At 57.4% G+C, this 15,221-nt stretch carries 11 protein-coding genes; 5 read left to right on the forward strand and 6 right to left on the reverse strand.

Annotated features, from left to right (window positions below):
* The first annotated feature begins 144 nt into the window (after positions 1-144).
* Together metF and katG are read left to right on the forward strand one after the other, a co-directional pair.
* Positions 145-1,032 (forward strand): methylenetetrahydrofolate reductase, encoded by an 888-nt coding sequence (gene metF, locus FHC49_RS05375; RefSeq protein ID WP_185668801.1) that lies wholly within the window; start codon positions 145-147, stop codon positions 1,030-1,032.
* A gap of 287 nt (positions 1,033-1,319) precedes the next feature.
* On the forward strand, positions 1,320-3,494 hold the full coding sequence (gene katG / locus FHC49_RS05380; protein WP_220439087.1) for a catalase/peroxidase HPI: 2,175 nt from the start codon (positions 1,320-1,322) through the stop codon (positions 3,492-3,494).
* A 140-nt stretch (positions 3,495-3,634) separates the two neighbouring features.
* On the opposite strand, the gene FHC49_RS05385 is transcribed toward katG, so the two are convergent.
* Genes FHC49_RS05385 through ptsP form a run of 3 tightly spaced genes read right to left on the reverse strand, consistent with a single transcriptional unit; the run spans position 3,635 to position 7,923 of the window.
* Positions 3,635-4,738 (reverse strand): glycerol dehydrogenase, encoded by a 1,104-nt coding sequence (locus tag FHC49_RS05385; protein ID WP_185668799.1) that lies wholly within the window; start codon positions 4,736-4,738, stop codon positions 3,635-3,637.
* A 9-nt stretch (positions 4,739-4,747) separates the two neighbouring features.
* Positions 4,748-5,410: a fructose-6-phosphate aldolase gene (gene fsa, locus FHC49_RS05390; protein WP_185668798.1), complete on the reverse strand. Its 663-nt coding sequence runs from the start codon at positions 5,408-5,410 to the stop codon at positions 4,748-4,750.
* An 11-nt stretch (positions 5,411-5,421) separates the two neighbouring features.
* Positions 5,422-7,923, reverse strand: a complete 2,502-nt coding sequence (ptsP, locus tag FHC49_RS05395; RefSeq protein WP_220439097.1) for a phosphoenolpyruvate--protein phosphotransferase — start codon at positions 7,921-7,923, stop codon at positions 5,422-5,424.
* Between the two features lie 312 nt (positions 7,924-8,235).
* On the opposite strand from ptsP, the gene FHC49_RS05400 reads away from it, so the two are divergent.
* The 3 genes from FHC49_RS05400 (at position 8,236) to FHC49_RS05410 (ending at position 10,102) form a co-directional block, all read left to right on the forward strand.
* Positions 8,236-9,315 carry a PTS fructose transporter subunit EIIC gene (locus FHC49_RS05400; RefSeq protein ID WP_185668796.1) on the forward strand — a complete coding sequence of 360 codons (1,080 nt, stop codon included), beginning with the start codon at positions 8,236-8,238 and terminating at the stop codon, positions 9,313-9,315.
* Positions 9,316-9,333: 18 nt separating this feature from the next.
* A complete protein-coding gene (locus tag FHC49_RS05405; protein ID WP_185668795.1) occupies positions 9,334-9,654 on the forward strand; it encodes a PTS fructose-like transporter subunit IIB in 321 nt (106 codons plus the stop codon).
* Between the two features lie 91 nt (positions 9,655-9,745).
* A complete protein-coding gene (locus FHC49_RS05410; RefSeq protein WP_185668794.1) occupies positions 9,746-10,102 on the forward strand; it encodes a PTS fructose-like transporter subunit IIB in 357 nt (118 codons plus the stop codon).
* On the opposite strand, the gene FHC49_RS05415 is transcribed toward FHC49_RS05410, so the two are convergent.
* The 3 genes from FHC49_RS05415 to argE form a co-directional block, all read right to left on the reverse strand.
* A complete protein-coding gene (locus FHC49_RS05415; RefSeq protein ID WP_220439099.1) occupies positions 10,089-10,928 on the reverse strand; it encodes an AraC family transcriptional regulator in 840 nt (279 codons plus the stop codon). The genes FHC49_RS05410 and FHC49_RS05415 overlap by 14 nt on opposite strands.
* Before the next feature lie 165 nt (positions 10,929-11,093).
* Positions 11,094-13,745, reverse strand: coding sequence for a phosphoenolpyruvate carboxylase (ppc, locus tag FHC49_RS05420; protein WP_185668792.1), 2,652 nt, complete (start codon positions 13,743-13,745; stop codon positions 11,094-11,096).
* Positions 13,746-14,056: 311 nt separating this feature from the next.
* A complete protein-coding gene (argE, locus tag FHC49_RS05425) occupies positions 14,057-15,208 on the reverse strand; it encodes an acetylornithine deacetylase (RefSeq protein ID WP_220439101.1) in 1,152 nt (383 codons plus the stop codon).
* Positions 15,209-15,221 lie beyond the last annotated feature (13 nt).

Here is a 15,221-nt window from a genome sequence, read left to right on the forward strand (position 1 = left end):
CATCTTGATCGCAGAGAACTCACTTTTTACGCGGATTTTTCTATTGACGCCTGACTGCTTTTGGGGCATTTTTACATCCAGACGTCTAAACGGATAGATGTTTACAACACAACAATAATGACACGTGATTGATAGAGGTAAGGTATGAGCTTTTTTCACGCCAACCAGCGGGAAGCGCTGAATCAGAGTCTGGCCGAGGTTCAAGGGCAGATTAACGTTTCTTTCGAGTTTTTCCCGCCGCGCACCAGTGAAATGGAGCAAACCCTGTGGAACTCTATCGATCGCCTAAGCAGCCTGAAGCCGAAATTCGTCTCGGTCACTTACGGGGCCAACTCCGGTGAGCGCGACCGCACGCACAGTATTATTAAAGGCATTAAAGACCGCACCGGTCTGGAAGCCGTGCCGCACCTGACCTGCATTGATGCCACACGCGACGAACTGCGCGCCATTGCCCAGGACTACTGGAACAACGGCATCCGTCATATCGTCGCCCTGCGTGGTGACCTGCCACCGGGCAGCGGTAAACCAGAAATGTATGCCTCCGATCTGGTCACTTTGCTGAAAGACGTGGCGGATTTTGATATCTCCGTAGCGGCCTACCCGGAAGTGCATCCGGAAGCGAAGAGTGCCCAGGCGGATCTGCTTAATCTGAGACGTAAAGTGGAAGCCGGGGCAAACCGCGCCATCACCCAGTTCTTCTTCGACGTCGAAAGCTATCTGCGCTTTCGCGACCGCTGCGTGTCGGCGGGCATCGATGTAGAAATTATTCCGGGCATCCTGCCGGTCTCGAACTTCAAGCAGGCGAAGAAATTTGCCGACATGACCAACGTGCGCATTCCTGCCTGGATGTCGACGATGTTCGATGGCCTGGACGATGATGCTGAAACCCGCAAGCTGGTGGGCGCCAACATCGCGATGGACATGGTCAAAATTCTGAGCCGTGAAGGGGTGAAAGATTTCCACTTCTACACGCTGAACCGTGCGGAAATGAGCTACGCCATTTGCCACACGCTGGGTGTGCGCCCGGCGTAATATTCTGCCGGATGGCGCTGCGCTTATCCGGCCTACGGTTCGTGTTCAAATACCCTGCTTAGACATAAGAAACTCCTTATATTTTGAGGGGTTTCTTATCATTTCTCCCGATCGATCACAGTCAACTACCCCTAAATTGTGTAAGGATAGGCTCGACCTGCGCAGAAATTCCTCTCTGACAAGGGAAAAATAAGAGGAATTAACTATCAAATCCGTGGGTCATTTCAGCTATAACTTATCAGCAGGGGTGTATATCTTAACGATAAATACTGTAAGGGAGCATAGTGATGAGCACGCCAGACGATATCCAGAACGCAGGTAAATGTCCTTTCCACCACGGTGGTGGTCACGATTTAAGCGCCGGCGCTGGCACCAGTAGCAAGGACTGGTGGCCGAAGCAGCTTCGCGTTGATCTACTTAATCAGCATTCCAATCGATCCAACCCGCTGGGTGAAGATTTCGATTATCGCAAAGAATTCAGCAAATTAGATTACTCCGCACTGAAGGGTGATATTCGTGCGCTGTTAACGGATTCGCAATCCTGGTGGCCTGCAGACTGGGGCAGCTATGTGGGGTTATTTATCCGCATGGCGTGGCACGGTGCGGGTACCTACCGTTCTACCGACGGTCGCGGCGGCGCAGGGCGCGGTCAACAGCGTTTCGCACCGCTGAACTCCTGGCCGGATAACGTGAGCCTGGATAAGGCGCGTCGTCTGCTGTGGCCAATCAAACAGAAATATGGGCAGAAAATCTCCTGGGCCGACTTGTATATCCTTGCGGGTAACGTGGCGCTGGAAAACTCTGGTTTCCGTACCTTTGGTTTTGGTGCCGGGCGTGAAGACGTGTGGGAACCGGATCAGGACGTAAACTGGGGTGATGAAAAAGCCTGGCTGGCGCACCGTGATCCGGAAGAGCTGGCGAAACGCCCGCTTGCGGCCACCGAAATGGGCCTTATCTACGTGAACCCGGAAGGGCCAAACGCCAGCGGTGAACCGCTGTCTGCGGCAGCGGCGATTCGCGCCACCTTCGGTAACATGGGGATGGACGACGAAGAGACCGTGGCGCTGATTGCCGGTGGTCACACGCTGGGTAAAACCCACGGCGCGGCTTCGGCAACGCACGTCGGTCCGGATCCGGAAGCGGCACCGATTGAATCTCAGGGCCTGGGCTGGGCAAACAGCTACGGCAGTGGTGTAGGTAAAGATGCCATCACCTCCGGTCTGGAAGTGGTCTGGACACAGACGCCTACCCAGTGGAGCAACTACTTCTTCGAGAACCTGTTCAAATACGAATGGGTGCAGACCCGCAGCCCGGCTGGCGCCATCCAGTTTGAAGCGGTAGATGCGCCGGACATCATTCCGGATCCGTTCGACCCGTCGAAAAAACGTAAGCCAACCATGCTGGTGACCGACCTGACGCTGCGCTTCGACCCGGACTTCGAGAAAATTTCTCGCCGCTTCCTGAACGACCCGCAGGCCTTTAACGAAGCCTTTGCCCGCGCGTGGTTCAAACTGACCCACCGTGATATGGGGCCAAAAGCGCGTTACATCGGGCCAGAAGTGCCACGTGAAGATCTGATTTGGCAGGATCCGCTGCCGCATGCGTTCTTCAACCCGACCGCCGAAGATATCGAAAGCCTGAAGGCTGAGATTGCGGCATCCGGCCTCTCCGTAGGTGAGCTGGTGTCGGTCGCCTGGGCTTCCGCTTCCACCTTCCGCGGCGGTGATAAGCGCGGTGGGGCGAACGGCGCACGTCTGGCGCTTGCGCCGCAGCGTGACTGGGAAGTGAACGCCACGGCGGCTCGCGTACTGCCGGTGCTGGAAGGCATCTATAAGTCAGCGCACAAAGCTTCTCTGGCCGATATTATCGTGCTGGCCGGTGTGGTGGGCGTTGAGCAGGCAGCGAAAGCGGCCGGCGTTGATATCAAGGTTCCGTTTACCCCAGGCCGCGTTGATGCGCGTCAGGATCAGACGGACATCGAGATGTTCGAGCTGCTCAAACCGCTTGCCGATGGTTTCCGTAACTATCGTGCGGCACCGGGTGAAGCGACCACGGAATCTCTGCTGATCGACAAAGCGCAGCTGTTGACCCTGACCGCGCCGGAGCTGACCGTACTGGTTGGCGGTATGCGCGTACTGGGTGCCAACTTCGACGGCAGCAACCACGGCGTCTTTACCGACAACGTGGGCGCACTCAGCACTGACTTCTTCGTCAACCTGCTGGATATGCGCACCGAGTGGAAAGCGACCGACGAAACGTCCGAGCTGTTTGAAGGCCGCGATCGTGCGAGCGGTGAGGTTAAATACACCGCCACGCGCGCTGACCTGGTCTTTGGCTCTAACGCCGTACTGCGTGCGCTGGCGGAGGTTTATGCCTCCAGCGATGCGAAAGAGAAGTTTGTGAAAGACTTCGTGGCGGCATGGGTGAAAGTGATGAACCTGGACCGTTTCGACCTGCTGTAAGGTGGGCGTGAAGGTATAAAAAATCCCCGCGAAAGCGGGGATTTTTGTTTGTGGGTTTAAGGTAGCCCGGACGAGACGCGTTAGCGGCGACTCCGGGGAGATCCCGGCGTCACTTCGTTCGGCCGGGCTACCTTATCTCATTACTCCCACTCGTGCAGAAAACGCTGCCCATACTGGTCAGCCACCAACAGCGCCGCGTAAACGCGGTCAGGGTCCGCGCCGCCCGGCATGTTGTGGATGGTCTCGCCTTCCGCACAGGCCGCTTCCGCCACCAGGCGCATTTTCGCCGGAATATCCTCTTTGATACTCAGCTGTGCCAGGGTAATTGGCAGACCAACGCTATGGCAAAGCGCCGCGACGGTTTCAATTTCCTCCACCGGCGCGTTTTCCAGCACCAGTTGGGTGAGGGTACCAAACGCGACTTTCTCACCGTGGTAGTAGTGGTGTGCGTCTGCAATTGCCGTCATGCCGTTATGAATGGCGTGCGCAGCCGCCAAACCACCGCTCTCGAAGCCGACGCCGCTCAGGTAGGTGTTAGCTTCAATGACGCGGTCCAGCGCTGGCGTCACCACGTGCTGCTCGGCGGCCAGCATGGCTTTCTCGCCTTCTTCAATCAGCGTGTTGTAGCAAAGCTCAGCGACCGCCAGCGCGGCCTGGGTGCATTTCCCGCCTGCCATGGTGGTGGCGCCGCTGCGCGAGCAGGCACGGGCTTCAAACCAGGTTGCCAGCGCATCGCCAATCCCGGCAGCCAGCAGGCGTGCAGGGGCACCGGCGACGATTTTGGTATCGACGATAACCATGTTCGGGTTGTGCGGCAGCATCAGGTAACGGTCGAATTCGCCATCATCGGTGTACAGCACGGAGAGTGCGCTGCACGGTGCATCGGTGGAGGCGATGGTGGGAACAATCGCCACCGGCAGATTCATAAAGTGGGCCAGCGCTTTGGCCGTATCCAGCGTTTTCCCGCCGCCGATACCTAAAATGGCGCTGCATTTGGCGCTATTCGCCACGTCCTGCAGACGGTTAACTTCGTTCTGTGAACATTCGCCGCCGAACGGCGCGATTTCAACGGACAGGCCCGCGCCGGTCAGGCTTTTGCGCAGCGTCTCTTCGGCAAATCCCAGCACGAATTTATCGCCGACGACCAGCCAGCTATTGGCCATTGGCTTCAGATAGTCACCTAGACGTGTGATAACGTCGGCACCCTGAATATACTTACCTGGTGATTGAATAATGCGATCCATACATTTCTCCTACAGGTTCAGATTCCCAAATGCGTTTTTCCAGTCTTGCTCAAACTTCTCAATAGCTGACTCTACTGCGGGTGTGCCGAGCATTTGTTGCGCTACATCTAAAGGAAGGGTGATGGCCTCACATCCTGCCAATAAACAGTCCAGCGCCTGACGTGGGGTTTTAAAGCTGGCTGCCAGCACTTTGCTTTCCGGCGCATGCAGCTCCAGCAGCGATTGCAGCTCCTGCACCATGCGGATACCGTCACCGCCCTGGGCGTCGACGCGGTTGACGTACGGCGCCACGTATTTTGCCCCCGCCAGCGCGGCCAGCAGCCCCTGAGAGGCGCTGTAGACAGCGGTGCCAAGCGTTGGAATGCCCGCTTGTTTCAAAAGCTTAATCGCCGCCAGACCTTCGGCGGTGACCGGGACTTTCACCACGATGCCCGGCACGGCATCATTCAGCTTACGCGCTTCGGCCACCATACCTTCGGCGGTACGGCTCATGGTCTGGGCAAACAGCGTGCCGTTTTCACCCACGGCTTTTTTCAAACGCGGCAGCACGTCCCAGATGGATTCGCGGCTGGCGGCCACGATGCTTGGGTTAGTGGTCACGCCGACAATCGGAAAAATACGGGCCAGACGTTCCACTTCCTGCACGTTGGCGGTATCCAGATACAGTTCCATGCTATTTCCTCTTAAAGTTCCAGTTCGTGTTGCAGCAGGCTGGCGATAGCGTCGGCAGAAGCGGCGTTAACCAGAGCGCTACGGAATTCTTCATGCATAATGCGGCGGGCCAGGCGCGAGAAGATGCGCATATGCTGGTCTCCGGCGGCATGTTTGTTCAGCGTCAGCATAATGATGAACTGCGCCTCGTCATCGCCCCAGGCTACCGGCGCGGGCAGGCGCGCGACGCTGATGGTCGACTGCTCAATATGTTCCGATTTGCTGTGTGGAATAGCGAAGCTGAAGCCCAGCCCGGTGGAGAAGACCGCTTCTCGTGCCCACAGGTCGGCTTCCAGCTTACGCGGGTAGCGGCAGCGCCCGGCGAGCAGCAGGTTGTCGGTCATCCCTTTGATGACCTCCTCTTTGCTGCGCCAGTCGTTATCGAGCGAAATACAGCGTGGGGTAATCAGCGGCGCATCCTGCTGGCTCATACGGAACTGGGCGAGCAGGTGCTCCACTTCCAGCGAGGTGCGGCAGGCCATCGCCTGGTTGAGCAACTGGCGGCAGGCGCGGCTGTCGAGCTGCGCCAGACGCGCTTTGGTCGCCGGAATCGACGGGGCGCTCATGCTGATTTCATCCATTCCCAGCCCAACCAGCAGCGGCAGTACCGAGCCTTTAGCGCCCAGCTCGCCGCACAGACCAATCCATTTCCCCTGACGGTGCACCGCCTGCACGGCGAAGTCCAGGGCGCGCAGGAAGGCTGGATTCAAACTGTTGTAGTGGCGAGTCACTTTGGCGTTATCGCGATCGACTGCCAGCAGGTACTGGGTCAGGTCGTTACTGCCAATGCTGAAGAAGTCTATCTCTTCGCAGCACTGGTCGATGATGAACATCACCGACGGCACTTCCAGCATGATGCCCAGCGGAATGCGCTCATCGAACGGCACGTGTTCGCTGCGCAGCTGCTGTTTGGCTTCGGCCACCTTCTCTTTGACCCACAAAATCTCTTCCATGGAGGAGATCATCGGGATCATGATTTTCAGGCTACCGTGGGCGGAAGCGCGCAGGATGGCACGCAATTGGGTGGTGAACAGCGCGGAATACTCTTCATAAATACGCACCGCGCGGTAGCCGAGGAACGGGTTGTTTTCTGCCGGAATATTGAGGTAATCCACCGGCTTATCGCCGCCGATATCCATGGTGCGGATAATAATGCTACGTCCTTCGGCGGACTCCAGCGCCTGGCAGAAAATGTTGTACAGCTCACTCTCGCTCGGCTCGCTGGCCCTGTCCATATAGAGCATTTCCGTGCGGAACAGGCCGACGGCCTCCGCGCCGTTGCCGAAGGCGGCCTGCGCTTCAACGGAGTGGGCAATGTTGGCGGCAACCTCAAGGCGAATGCCGTCGGCGGTGCGCGCCTCTTTATGCAGCCACACGCTTTGCTGTTCGCGAATGGCGGCCTGTACACGTGCTTCCTGCTGGTAATAGCGGGTGATGGCCTCTGTTGGGGCGACAATCACCGCACCCGCGTTGCCGTCGAGGTAAACCGGCTGGTTCTGCCACGGCGTTAGTGCATCAATCTCCACGCCCACAAGGGTTGGAATGTTAAAGGAGCGAGCGAGGATCACCGTATGCGAGGTGGTGCCGCCGCTTTGTAACAGCAGGCCTTTGAGCAGGGTTTTGTCCAGTTCGAGGAACTGGCTTGGGGTCAATTCTTCCGCCACGCAGATGGACGGCTGAGTAAGCTGGCCCGGTGCCGGGAAGCGGTCTTCACCATAAATATGCTGCAGCAGCTGGAAGCCGACGTCGCGCACGTCCAGCGCACGCTCTTGTAAATAGCTGCTGCTGGAACGGGCAAATTCGGCGCAGAAGTGGTTGGCGCTCTCAACGACGGCCTGCGCGCAGCTCAGACCGTTATTCACGCCCGCCAGTAAATGCTGGCGTAACGAGGTATCGGTCGCCAGCGAGCGGTGCGCTTCGAGGATAGCGCTGGCGGTGCTGTCGTTGTCTAACAACCGCAGTTCCAGCGTTCTGACCAGCCGTGTCAGGCCGCTATCCAGCGCCGACTGTTCCTGTTCCGCATTTTTCGCGGGCGGAAGTTCGCCGAGATTATTGAGATCCAGCGCGGCCAGACGAGTGAGCACGCCGCCCGCGCTGCCGTTACAGACCGGCAGTGCGCGGAACAGCGTTGGGTTGAGGCGGGTCAGAGATTCAGGTAGCGCTTCCTGCTCTACGTTGGCAACCTGCGCCAGCGGCGCGTCGCACAGCGGAAATTCCTCTTTCAGCCAGGTGGAGAGACGTTGATGCGCGTTCTGCTCATCTGCACCGTTCAGCAGCAGGCGGCAGCTATCGCCTGACAGCGTGTCGGTGCCGATAATTGCCAGCGCGCTTTTGGCGTTGCCTTTGCGATCCGTACGCAGGTTATGCCATTCAATATCGCAGCTAAACGTGTTGCACAGCGTCTCAACGTGGCTGGCCGGGCGAGCATGCACGCCGTTCGGTAATTCGCAGACAAATTCAACAACCAACGCCATAACCTTATCTCCCAAATCATTCGATATGGGTAACAGAATAGGGGGCTTGTGAAGGGGCATGCTATCTGACATTTATGTCAAAAACTGGATAAATGTATGGTCTGCTGGAAAATGCGAGCAACCTCACAGGTTCCATGTCATGCGTATTAAGGCCGTTCATGCGCTAACTTTTGAGGTCGCTCGCATTTTTCTTTTGATAATACAAAAATCCAGTAAATGCACTTTTTATCCACTGTCTGTCCCGCCGCCAATTGCCTATTGTTTGCCACAACACCCTAATAGATATGGGCCGAAGAAGCCCAGGAGCGACTGATGAAAGAATTGGTGCAAATACTCAAAAACACCCGTCAGCATTTGATGACTGGCGTGTCGCACATGATCCCGTTTGTGGTTGCGGGCGGTATTTTACTGGCCGTCTCCGTCATGCTGTACGGCAAAGGGGCCGTACCTGATGTTGCAACCGACCCTAACCTGAAAAAGCTCTTTGATATCGGTGTCGCGGGCCTGACGCTGATGGTGCCTTTCCTCGCCGCCTACATCGGCTACTCCATTGCTGAACGTTCTGCGCTGGCGCCTTGCGCCATCGGCGCGTGGGTCGGTAACAGTTTTGGCGCGGGCTTCTTTGGCGCGCTAATCGCCGGGATTATTGGCGGTATCGTAGTCTACTACCTGAAGAAGATCCCGGTACACAAAGTGCTGCGTTCGGTGATGCCTATCTTCGTGATTCCTATCGTCGGCACCTTTATTACCGCAGGCATCATGATGTGGGGGCTGGGTGAGCCGGTAGGTCTGCTGACCTCCAGCCTGACGCAGTGGCTGCAAGGGATGCAGGCTGGCAGCATCGTGGTGCTGGCGGTGATTATGGGCCTGATGCTGGCGTTCGATATGGGCGGCCCGGTCAACAAAGTGGCCTACGCCTTCATGCTGATCTGCGTCTCTCAGGGCGTCTATACCGTCGTCGCCATTGCCGCTGTCGGCATCTGCGTGCCACCGCTGGGCCTGGGGCTGGCAACGCTGATTAATCGTAAAAACTTCAATAACGAAGAGCGTGAAGCGGGCAAAGCCGCGCTGGTGATGGGCTGCGTCGGCGTTACCGAAGGGGCGATTCCGTTCGCCGCTGCCGATCCGCTGCGCGTGATCCCTTCCATCATGCTGGGCTCCGTCTGCGGCACGGTGACCGCCGCGCTGATGGGAGCACAGTGCTACGCCGGGTGGGGCGGCTTGATTGTCCTGCCGGTGGTTGAAGGCAAGCTGGGCTATCTGCTGGCGATTGTGGTCGGTGCGGTGGTCACGGCGGTGAGCGTCAACGTCCTGAAAAGCCTGGCGCGTAAGAACAAAAAAGCGGTTGTCGAAAAAGAAGATGACCTGGATTTGGATTTCGAAATTAACTAATTGAGAAGGTAGAAGATTATGACCAGTATTATTGCGGTAACGGCTTGTCCTTCCGGCGTAGCACACACCTACATGGCAGCGGAAGCGCTGGAGAGTGCGGCGAAATCAAAAGGCTGGAACGTGAAGGTAGAAACGCAGGGGTCTATTGGTCAGGAAAATGAGCTGACGGCGAGCGATGTAGCGGCAGCGGACATGGTGATTCTGACCAAAGACATTGGCATCAAGGCGGAAGAACGTTTTGCCGGGAAAACCATTGTGCGGGTTAATATTAGCGATGCGGTTAAACGTGCCGACGCTATTATGAATAAGATCGAGGCACACTTAGCGCAGAGCGCCTAAGTTTTATCCCGATACAATAGAAACTTAGCCACTGGCGGGTGCGAAAGAATTTTTGCGCCCGCCAGCGTTTGTTTTCTGCAAGGAGGAGACGATGACGGTAACGAGCGGAAGAGTGCTGGTAGCGGTAACGGCCTGCGTCAGTGGGGTGGCCCACACCTACATGGCGGCGGAACGTCTGGAAAAACTCTGTCAGCAGGAAAAGTGGACCATAAAGATTGAAACGCAGGGGGCGCTTGGCATTGAAAATGCGCTGACGGAAGACGACATCCGCCGGGCCGATGCGGTGCTGCTGATTACCGATATCGAGCTCAACGGCGCAGACCGTTTTACCCAGAGCCGCTGCGTGCAGTCTGGGATTAGCGCCTTTTTACGCGAGCCGCAAAAGGTCATGGCCGCGGTGCGTAAGCTGCTTTCCGCGCCGCAGCACACGCACATTATTCTGTCGTAGTCAGCTGACTGTGGTACTGACGGCGGTACTCTGACGGCGAACGGTCAGTATTCTTGCGGAACAGACGGCAGAAGTAGTTGCTGTCGACAAACCCACAGGCGTGGGCAATCTCTTTGACCTTCAGGTCGTAACCCTTTAACAGCCGTCTGGCGTGCTCCAGTCGGGTATGGTTAAGGTATTCGTTAAATCCCATTACTCCGCTTTTCTGAAACAGATGCGACAGATAGTTGGGAGAAATGTAGAACGCCTGCGCCACCGATTCGCGGGTTAGCGGTTCGGCAAAGTGGCTATCGATATGCTCGCGAATGGCGTCGAACAGCGCCTGGCTGCGTGAGGCGGTCTGGATTTGGCTGCTGAGCAGGTCGGCGCAGTGGCTGATCAGGCTGGTGGCAATCAGCCGGGCGGTTTGCTGCTCCTGCGGTTGCATCTGAATTTCACTCATGGTTTGCAGCAGGAAAGAGCCGACGCGTGGGCCACGGCGAGCGACGTGCTGCTTCGCCATGTTCTTCAACTGCTGCCCATCCCACTGCTGCACGCTAAACCCCAGCTGTTGCTTGCCAAACAGAATGCTCAGCGTGGTGACCGGACTCTGCCACTGCGGGAAATTCCAGCCGCCAGCGGGAACGTAGAGCGCATCGAGCGTCAACATGGGTTCACCCAGCGCGGCATCGGTGAGCTGCCCTTCAAGCAGGATCTCCAGCCGCGGAAAGTCAACCTGAAACGCCATCTCCGGCACCGGCGCGTGATTCCCGGCAAACCAGATTTTTTGCAGCGGCGTGGCGCCTGAGGCGATGTGGGAAAGCAGCGGGTTGATATCGAAAAGCATGGGGCCCCCTGTCGTGGTGAACAACGCAGAAACCTTAACCGAGGGGATAAAAAAAGGCCACAAAGAATGTGGCCTTTTGGCGTGCAGATCGCCCGGATAACGCCGGGGCTGCACCGTGCATATTCCCGGCGTCGCTTCGCTCGGCCGGGCTACATGGGGGAGAGATTAACCGGTGTTACGCATACCGGCAGCAACGCCCGCGATGGTGACCATCAGCGCCTGCTCAACGTTATGGTTCGGCTCCAGACCTTCTTCTTCCGCTTTACGTGAACGGTGCAGCAGTTCAGCCTGCAGAACGTTCAGCGGGTCAGTGTAGACGTTACGCAGCTGGATAGACTCGGCAATCCACGGCAGGTCGGCCATCAGGTGCGCATCGTTGGCGATATCCAGCACCACTTTGATGTCGGCTTCCAACTGCTCGCGCAGCTCGGTGCCCAGACCCCACAGCTCTTTTTTCACCAGACGCTGATCGTAGTATTCCGCCAGCCACAGGTCAGCCTTCGAGTAGACCATCTCCAGCATGCCCAAGCGGGTAGAGAAGAACGGCCAGTCGCGACACATGGCTTCCAGCTTGCTCTGCTTACCGTCTTCAACCACTTTTTGCAGCGCCGCGCCAGCGCCCAGCCAGGCTGGCAGCATCAGGCGGTTCTGCGTCCAGGCGAAGATCCATGGAATCGCACGCAGTGACTCAACGCCGCCGGTGGCGCGACGTTTTGCCGGGCGTGAACCCAATGGCAGTTTGCCCAGCTCCTGCTCCGGCGTGGCGGAGCGGAAGTACGGCACGAAATCTTTGTTTTCACGCACGTAGCCGCGGTACATCTCGCAGGAGATATCCGACAGTTCGTCCATGATGCCGCGCCACTCTTCTTTTGGCTCCGGCGGTGGCAGCAGGTTCGCTTCCAGAATGGCGCTGGTGTACAGCGACAGGCTGCTGACGGTGATTTCCGGCAGACCGTATTTGAAGCGGATCATCTCGCCCTGTTCGGTCACGCGCAGGCCGCCTTTCAGGCTGCCCGGAGGCTGAGAGAGCAGCGCAGCGTGCGCCGGGGCGCCGCCGCGGCCGATAGAGCCACCGCGACCGTGGAACAGCGTCAGCTCGATGCCCGCTTTCTCACAGGTTTTGATTAACGCATCCTGTGCCTGGTACTGCGCCCAGGATGCCGCCATTACGCCCGCATCTTTTGCGGAGTCGGAATAGCCAATCATGACCATCTGCTTGCCCTGAATAAAGCCGCGATACCAGTCGATGCTCAGCAGCTGAGTCATGACGTCGTCGGCGTTGTTCAGGTCGTCGAGGGTTTCGAACAGTGGCGCCACTGGCAGCGCGAAGGTAATGCCCGCTTCTTTCAGCAGCAGGTGAACGGCCAGCACGTCGGACGGCGTTTTCGCCATGGAGATAACGTAGGCGGCGACCGAGCCGATAGGCGCATCGACAATCGCTTTACAGGTATTGAGGACTTCGCGGGTTTCGTTGCTTGGTTCCCAGCTACGCGGGAGAAGCGGACGTTTGGAATTCAGTTCGCGGATCAGGAAGGCCTGCTTGTCGGCTTCAGACCAGCTTTCGTAGTCGCCGATGCCCAGATAGCGGGTCAGTTCGCCCAGCGCTTCGGTATGACGGGTGCTTTCCTGACGCACGTCGATACGCACCAGCGGCACGCCAAAACACTTCACGCGGCGCAGGGTGTCGAGCAGTTCGCCGTTGGCGATAATGCCCATCCCGCAGGCCTGCAGTGATTTATAACAAGCGTACAGCGGTTCCCACAGCTGTTCGTTCTGGCTGATCAGGCCCGCCGGTTTCGGCAGACGCTCACCTTTCAGGCGTGCTTCCAGCCACGCCTGGGTAGCCAGCAGACGGGTACGCAGGTTTTTCATCAGGAAACGGTACGGCTCGGTAGCACCCGCTTCGCCAACCAGTTCGCGCAGTTCGTCGGTGCACTCAACCATCGACAGTTCGGAAATCAGAATCTGAATATCTTTCAGGAACAGGTCGGTGGCTTTCCAGCGGCTGAGCAGCAGGACGTGGCGGGTGATTTCCGCGGTGACGTTCGGGTTGCCGTCGCGGTCGCCGCCCATCCAGGAGGTGAAGCGTACCGGCACGAAATCAACCGGCAGCTGGTAGCCGAGGTTCTCTTCCAGCTGTTCGTTCAGCTCGCGCAGGTAGTTTGGTACGCCTTCCCACAGGCTGTTTTCCACAACCGCAAAGCCCCATTTGGCTTCATCAACCGGGCTTGGGCGGTGTTTACGGATTTCGTCGGTGTGCCAGGACTGGGCAATCAGCTGACGCAGACGGCGCATCACCTGGTTGCGCTCGTAGTCGGCGATATCGGTATTATCGAGCTGCTTTAAGCAGTTGTTGATCTCGCCCATTTTGTGAATCAGCGTACGACGCGTGATTTCAGTTGGGTGCGCGGTGAGCACCAGCTCCAGCGACAGGGATTCAACGGCTTTTTTTATCGTGGTTTCGTCGAGATTAGGTTGGTCTTTGAGTTTACGCAGGGTACGAGCAATCACTTCCGGGTTGCTTGCCGCTTCGCCTTTTGGCGAAATGCTGTGGTACTGCTCGGCGGTGTTAGCCAGATTCAGGAACTGACTGAACGCGCGGGCGACCGGCAGCAGTTCATCGTTGGACAGGTTCTGCAGCGTGGTGAGCAGCTCCTGGCGATTGGCTTCGTTGCCCGCACGAGAAGATTTGGACAACTTACGGATCGTTTCTACACGGTCAAGAATGTTCTCACCAAGCGCATCCTTGATGGTATCGCCTAGCACTTTACCGAGCATACTGACATTACTACGCAACGCGGAATATTGTTCGTTCATTAACCCAGACACCCCATCTCATTTTATTTTGTTATATCCCAACCCCTGGAACGTAAGGGCGAGATAAAGACACCTCTTTTATAAAGCCACGTAAAAACCCGTACGTCAATTGCTGCGAAATCGCTTCAGCAAACGAATAAATCGCGACAATTTATGAAAGTTAATTCGTATCGTGCCAGATAAGAAATGCTTATGAAAATGTGAAGGAGATCGCGGGAACGGGGGAGCGGAAAGGTGCCGGATGGCGCTGCGCTTATCCGGCCTACTGACAGGATAGGCCCGGCAAGCATTAAGCCACCGGGCAAAATTCATTAGTGCCAGCAGAAGTGATGCACGACCTGGGTAATTAACTCGCGCGTCGGCTTAATAAAGCGCGTTTCCAGATATTCGTCCGGCTGGTGCGCCTGGTTAATCGAGCCTGGGCCGAGAACGATGGTCGGGCACAGGGTCTGGATAAACGGCGCTTCGGTGCAGTAGTTCACCACTTCGGTCTTGGTACCGAGCAGTTTTTCCAGCACCTGAACCAGCTGGTGATCCGGCGGGCATTCGTAGCCTGGAATCGGCGGATGCAGTTCGCTAATGGTCAGGCGGCCCGGCCACTGCGCGCTGACCGGATCAAGGGCTTCGTCGAGCAGGCCGTTCAGATCGTTCAAGGTCATTCCCGGCAGCGGACGAATGTCCATGTGCAGCTCGCAGCAGGCGCAGATGCGGTTGGAAGCATCGCCGCCGTGGAGGCTACCGAGGTTGAGCGTTGGATACGGCACGGTGAACGCGTCGTAGTGATAGCGTTCTTTCAGCGAGTCGCGTAACTGCATTACGCGGCCAATCGCGTCGTGCATGATCTCAATGGCATTGACGCCGCGCGCCGGGTCGCTGGAGTGGCCAGACTGGCCCATCACGCGGATGGCGTTCGACATATGACCTTTGTGCGCGCGCACTGGCTGCAGTGAAGTTGGTTCACCGATGATGGCGCAGTCCGGGCGCAGTTCGGTGGATTCGGAGAAGTAGCGAGCCCCCGCCATGCTGGTCTCTTCATCGGCGGTGGCCAGGATATAGAGCGGCTTTTTCAGCGTCGTCACGTCAACATCACGCAGCGCATCCAGAATAAAGGCGAAGAAGCCTTTCATGTCGGCGGTACCCAGACCGTAGAGCTTGTTGTCATGCTCGGTGAGGGTAAACGGATCGCGGGTCCAGCGCCCGTCGTCGAACGGCACGGTATCAGTATGACCGGCCAGCAGTAGCCCGCCCGCGCCGTGTCCGATGCTGGCCAGCAGGTTGAATTTATTGCGTGTGCCGGGAACCGGCTGCACCTCAACGTTGAAGCCTAACGAGGCAAACCAGTCAGCAAGCAGAGTGATTAAAGACGCATTGCTCTGATCGAGCGCTACTTCGGTTGCGCTGATGGAAGGAGTGCCGATCAACGCACGGTAAATCTCGATAAATGGGGGTAAATTGTTTTTCATTGTTGACACACCT

It is taken from the genome of Kluyvera sp. EC_51, from assembly GCF_019584505.1.
Taxonomy (GTDB): Bacteria; Pseudomonadota; Gammaproteobacteria; order Enterobacterales; family Enterobacteriaceae; genus Kluyvera; species Kluyvera sichuanensis.